Here is a 6,369-nt window from a genome sequence, read left to right on the forward strand (position 1 = left end):
CTATAGTTCTTTTCAACATATTTACATTCACAATTTCAAAGATCGAATACTATATTTTCAAGTATTTTATATTTCATACTTTTTCATAAATTACTACTTGACTTTAATATAGTTGTCTTTCTGGGTACGAAAAAAGCAGTTAATCCTAAGACTAACTGCTTTGTGTGTATGGATATAAAATTGTCAAACTGAAATTTGAAAATCACTTTTTCTTGATAAGTTTCAGTTTTATATTTCTTCTTTCAGCAATCTTCTGAAACACCTCCACCACATACAAGCATTGTGCCTTAAATGGTAGTAAGGACAATTCGTCATTGGATTGTATTTGTTTCATTGCTTCTTGTAATTCTGAAAGTTCTAATAAATTGACTGCCACACAAAAGAAAGTCTTTCTACGCCCGTCATTATAGTTAGAAAGTAAGTAAGAAAGAATTTGTGTTTTTTCCTGCTGTTCAAGATTATATTGCTCAATGCCTATGTTTTTTGCTCTTTCTAAATCTGCTTTTCGCCGTTTATGCGTGATGAAAGAATCATAATCATCAATGTGTTGATATTTTTCGCATGGATATTGTCTGCATTCATAGCAATATTCAATCTGTCCATGTTCAAGACTACATTTTGCAATTCTGCATGATTGATTACCATTGCCACAACCGCCACAGTAATTTCCCAAAAGCATAGGGCATAGTCTGCAATTCAATCCGCAAAGAGAAAATAATTGATTTTTGCGTTCAAATCCTTTCATAGTATTAGTCTCCTAACTTTCAATTTATCGCATACAGGCATTTATAAATTTCATAGGTACATCCATACGTTCTGCAACTTGTTCTGGTGTCATTCCACTATTTAAGAAACGCTTGCACACTATCTTCATGTTTTCTCCAACTTCGATAATATGTTTATCTGGGTCATAAAAGCGGACTACACGCTGTCCCCATGAATGTTCTATAATAGGGTGGACATATTCAATATCATATTCTTTCAGCCTATCAGCAAATTTATCAAAATCATCTTCTTCAAAATAGACTTCAAAATTGTTACCACCAAAAGAAATATCACTTGTACCGATAAACTCTTTGTATGTTTCACTTGTCTGTAAGGCTAAGCCACCTGTTAAAGTTTTATTTGCTCCAAAATCCATAATGACATGAAGTCCAAAAACCTTTTTATAAAACTCAATTGATTTATCTATATCAGTTACTACCAACATAGGGTTTTTTAATTTCATTTTTGCTACCTCCACAACTTCCAATTTTCTTTATGTCCACATGACAGCATTTTCATATATCCGCTATTATAAGAAACTATCCATTTGCTAATGGTGTGGTAATAAACTACTTTCTATTTGGTTTTCTTTTTATCCTCAAAAGTTTAACAAAATCGTCAAACAAAGTTGTATCTGTTGGCTCAAACATCAGCCATTTTCCGTCATGGTAAGTTTTTGTTTCATCATAAATTCTCTGAACTTCTTTTGAATAATTATCTCTATCTGTATCGAATTTTAACCGTTCATCTTTACCTAAGATAATCATAAATCCCACACAGTTTTCTCTAGCATATAAGGCACATAATGTCTTGCCACCTCGACGATACTTATATTCATAATCCCATGCTTTGCCACCTTTATTCCATAGACATTCCATTTCATACTTTTCATCAATCAAGGCACACAATTCATTCCATACACTATATAATGATTGTCCGACCAAAGCAGTCATTTCCTCTGCATTAGGTATTTTATCTAGCATACACATTTCTCCTTTATAAGTCTAAATTAACTGTTTCCATATCAATATTATAACAATTGTTGATATCTGCTACAACGAAAAACTAGTTTGTCAGCTTACTTTTTCTGCTGTCCCTGCGGAGCATTGTTCTGTGTATTTCCAGCCTGACCGCCTTTGTTCTTCAACACAATATCATCAGCCTTGATGTACCAATCAACCGTAGTCCCTCTAAAGTTGGCATTTGCCACCGTATCAGCTACGGGATTGATAAGTTCCACTTCTGCATTGTAAGGGAAGTCCTTTACGGGAACATCGGCAGGGATTGATACTTGTATCATGCGTTCCTGCACACTACATTTCAAATCATAAGTACGACGCTTGATTTCATCACTTGTCGTTCCATCCTCATTTTCTACACGCACCTCATGTCGAAGTGCAGAGAATTTCAATACTCCAAAAGTTTTTTCGTTATCTAATACAATTCCATTTGCTAATCTCATAATCAAATCCCCCCCTTATTTACTTTCTGCTGGTAACATATCATCAGCCATTAAAATGTAGTTTGTAAATCCACGTCCTTTGACGTTGTAGCCCTCTGCGGTAATGCGTGGGTTAATCAGCTTTACTTTCTGCTCTGGCTTAAAATGCTTCTCGCCAGCTTTTGCAGGCAATACAACGATAATGTCGTCGGCTCTCTGAATATCCGAATACAAGTTGTAGCTTCTTGATACGGGAGTGTAACGTCCATTGATACGTTGCTGGTCTACTTTATTTTCCCCTGCAAATTCCAAGTTTCCAAAAGTCTGTGCCATATTCGGCACGATATATTTTAATTCCATAGTGTTTTACCTCGTTTCTTTCTTTAAGTTTGATTGTTGTGTATTCTGGCGGTTAATGAGATACCAGCAAGCCCCCAGATAGTAAAGGGTAAATAAATGCTAACGCCCCCTTGACTATCCGTGTTCTTGCAGGTAATCGGCAGACAAGCCAGAATAAGATATAGTCTGCCTTTATATGTTACGGCGGAGAGCGTGATTTTTCTTTCCTCATACAGCTACCGCCTTATGATTTCTTCATCTTACGACGTTTAAAGAAATATGTACCAGTTAAACCAGCACCAGAGATACAAAGCATTGCAATCAGTCCGTAAAGGTTTGTATTGTCGCCCGTTTTTGGACTGTCTGTTTTCGTAGGTGTATCTGGTGTAGTTGACTTCTCTGATTCTTCTGGGGTAGGAGTTTCTGGTACTTCTTTGATAGTAACCGTCTGCCCGTCGTCCTCAATATCCTTATGCTCCGTAACTTTTATCGGTTCATCTGGATTGCTTAAATCGTATAATTCCTCAAAAGTTACAAGCTGTTTACCGCCAAGAGAAGAAGCGTCAAAAGTAAACTCAATCTTTGCTTCCATAGTTTCGCTGTCAGCCGTAAAGATATAATCATTTTCAACACGCTTGTCATTGATGATAAGCTCGGCATTTTCATCTTTTAACATCTGCCAGCCCACAAGCTGATACTTCGTACCGACTTCTAAGCCCTCTAACTTGACTGTATCAACGATAGTTACGTCTTTTCCAGCTTCAATCTCTTTCTTACCGTCCTTATCTGTAGCTATCGTATGAATTTTGATGATACGCTCTGTGATAAGCACTGTCTGTCCGTCGTCATCAATGTCCTTGTGTTCCGCAACTTTCACGGGTTCTTCTGGATTGCTTAAATCGTATAATTCCTCAAAGGTTACAAGGCTCTTACCGCCAAGAGCAGACGCATTGAAAGTATAAGCGATTTCCACTTTCATAGCTTCAGCATCAGCAACAAAAGTATAGTCATTTTCCACACGCTTGTTATTGATGATTAGCTCTGCATTTTCTTCTTTTAACATCTGCCAGCCTTTCAACTGATATTTTGTCCCTTTGATAAGACCGTCTAATTTGACTGTATCAATGATAGTTACGTCTTTCCCAGCAAGAATAGTCTTTTCGCCGTCCTTGCTGGTAGCGGTAGTATGGATAGTGATTTCTTTTTCGTATGCATCAGTCAGCGTACCTAAATCAACCACAACCTTATTTCTGGAAATGACAATCTCAAACGGTGGAATAAGTTTGAAGCCTTTGTTGCTTTCACAACGTAATTCTTCAATGATGTAGGTATCATAAAGCAAAGCACCTTTGCTGTCGTCTGGTTCAGAAGTACCAAACCATACACCGTCCTCACTTGTTTTTCCTGCATTGGTATTGTGCTTGTAGGAAGCCCAATTTGACGCAGTAGAGAACTGTCCGTTATCATCAGTTACGACAATATGACTTTCGCCCGTCGTCTTGCTTGTGATCCTGAACGGAACATCTGCAAGACGCTTGTGCGAACCTGCTCCAATCTTTACGCCCTCAATATCGCCACGTTTAATCTGGTTATAGATAGAGTGAGCCTCGTCGGTCAAATCTACGATTTTTCCATTCTCTGTGATTTCAAAGTCAATCTTTTTTGCACCCTCTGTCAAATATCCCTCTGGCGGTTTTTGTTCAGACAGCCTAAATTTTCCGTAAGGTAACAAACCAGCAGAAGTAGAAGCGATACCCTCAATGTCGGTATAGATTGTCTTTACTACTTCATTTTTCTTGTATAGCTTGCCCTCAACCAAGACAGTATTATCATTTAAGGAAATGATTTCAAAAGTGGTATCTTTCAAATTCGCACCGCCTTGAGCTTTCGTGTCACCCGTTTCTAAATCTCGTTTTTGGATTTTCACACCGCCACGAATGACTTTATCTGATACATGGTACTGATTACTTCCAGACAATACGGCAAGGTCGCCGTCCTCTGTAATCTGTGTCAGATACATTCCTTTTATCTGTTCTTCGCTACCGTCAGCCTGCATATATGCACCCGCTAACAAGTAACCCGACGGACTTTTTGTTTCCTCAACAGTTAGTGTTCCTAATGGAAGTACGTTTTTACCGTCCTGCGTATAGAAGCTGTCCCCAGATACTTTATATTTGTCAGCTAAACGAGTAATGTAATGGATAGCACCGTCGCTGTCTTTTTCAGCGATAGTCTTTGTTACCCATGTTCTTGTAGGCTGTGCTGGAAGATTGTTCTTGTTGTAATATCCAGCGTAGAAGTTCCATGTAAACTCTGCTCCCTCTAAAGAAGCGTTTCCCTGCGGATTGGATTTCTGTGTTTCCATGTCAATCTTGAACAGCTCAATCAAGGTATCTGTTACTTTTGGAGTATCAGATACTTTTAAAGTCGCTGTTTTTCCAGCTTCCACAGATAAAGAGTAAACTGTTTTATCAATTTTAAATCCTGCTGGTGCAGAAAGTTCCTTGATATATACTGTAGTGGCTCTTACTTCAACAGCTTCTGCATTTCCGCTAGTATCAGTCGTAAGGGTGGCAAGCTGTTTCGTGCAGTCTTTATCAGAATACACACCATACGTTGCACCAGCGATTGAATAAATCCCGTTGCCGTCTGTAATATTGGCATTGGTGGAAGTCTTTTGAAGTTTGGTATTTCCGACAGCTAACTTCGCCCAGAATTGCCCTAACTCTTGACCCTCGCCAGAGTAGATATATCCGCCACAGTCATAACGTCCTTTGTTTTCTTTCACAAAGGCTTTTGCTCCTGCGAATACTTCATCTTGCGTTGCCTTTGGTATTTCGTCATAAGAAGCTCGCACGTTATCACATTGCCAACCAAGATGTACGCTTAGTCTCTGCCAGACAACAAGCTGTCTTAAAAGGTAAGCGTGTTTGCTACTAAGCCCCGTATGACTTTTAGCATACTGTTTAACATATTCAATGGATAAAGCAACATCACTTATCTGGTCGGCACTCATACGGGTGCTTGCGTCAGAACGTGTTTTATAACCATTTTTGAAAGCTGTGTTGATGTCGATACAATAAGCGTCCTCGCCCTCAACTTTCATGTGCCCCTCATTAAACGTTTCTGTAATAGAGCCGTCATTGTTGACACGTTCTACAATACCAACACGCTCGGCAGACTCCGTCCAATACTGTGTTTCCGACGCATGAACAGCCATTGTCGGTAATGCAGTAAGAACGATTGGAAAGGCTAGAAAGCCCGTACATAATCGCTTTAATATCTTTTTCATAATTCTTAATGCTCCTTTCATTTTGGGTAATAAAATAGCCGTCCACTAGGATCGGCTGGAAATAGAAAAGGAACGCTGATATTGTGCGTTCCGTAGTCTATGAAGTATTCAATTTTTCTTGTTTCAATACTGATGTGCTGTACCGTATCTTTGCATATCTGGGAAATAGGACGTATCAAGGCTCATTCAATCGTAGTAAATTAGTAGTATTTTGATGTGTTTAGCTCCTTGATAATGCCGATAGATACAGCGTTTTAGCGGATAATCAAATTTTTAGTGTGTTTTTATGAAAAAAATATAGATAGTTTAAATCCTTATTACAAAACAATATTATATAGAGAAAACTAAATATTATAGCAAATAAAAATAATAAATCCTAAAGGAGATAATCATGACGATACAAACGCTGAAGTGAAAAGTTAAATTCCACTTTCAAAGTAGCTAAGTAGAAAAGACTCTTACACAACAATCTAGTTGAATTTACACTTACAATTGCATTTAGTCTTTCATATATCCTTTTTTATATCTATGA

6 protein-coding genes are annotated in these 6,369 nt (G+C 38.0%); all 6 read right to left on the reverse strand.

What is annotated here, in order from left to right; genetic code table 11:
* Positions 1–202 precede the first annotated feature (202 nt).
* Positions 203–745 (reverse strand): DUF3795 domain-containing protein, encoded by a 543-nt coding sequence (locus NE665_RS22950; RefSeq protein ID WP_117442888.1) that lies wholly within the window; start codon positions 743–745, stop codon positions 203–205.
* A 24-nt stretch (positions 746–769) separates the two neighbouring features.
* Entirely contained in the window at positions 770–1,228 is a 459-nt protein-coding gene (locus tag NE665_RS22955) for a VOC family protein (protein WP_117442887.1), read from the reverse strand.
* Positions 1,229–1,334: 106 nt separating this feature from the next.
* Positions 1,335–1,748 carry a DUF3788 domain-containing protein gene (locus tag NE665_RS22960; protein ID WP_022620585.1) on the reverse strand — a complete coding sequence of 138 codons (414 nt, stop codon included), beginning with the start codon at positions 1,746–1,748 and terminating at the stop codon, positions 1,335–1,337.
* A gap of 95 nt (positions 1,749–1,843) precedes the next feature.
* Positions 1,844–2,227, reverse strand: coding sequence for a YdcP family protein (locus NE665_RS22965; protein WP_022620586.1), 384 nt, complete (start codon positions 2,225–2,227; stop codon positions 1,844–1,846).
* Positions 2,228–2,242: 15 nt separating this feature from the next.
* Positions 2,243–2,566 (reverse strand): YdcP family protein, encoded by a 324-nt coding sequence (locus tag NE665_RS22970; RefSeq protein ID WP_022620587.1) that lies wholly within the window; start codon positions 2,564–2,566, stop codon positions 2,243–2,245.
* 223 nt (positions 2,567–2,789) lie between these two features.
* Entirely contained in the window at positions 2,790–5,837 is a 3,048-nt protein-coding gene (locus tag NE665_RS22975) for an SrtB-anchored collagen-binding adhesin (RefSeq protein ID WP_156340228.1), read from the reverse strand.
* Positions 5,838–6,369 lie beyond the last annotated feature (532 nt).

Source organism: Clostridium sp. DFI.1.208, assembly GCF_024463855.1.
Classification (GTDB): domain Bacteria; phylum Bacillota_I; class Bacilli_A; order Erysipelotrichales; family Erysipelotrichaceae; genus Clostridium_AQ.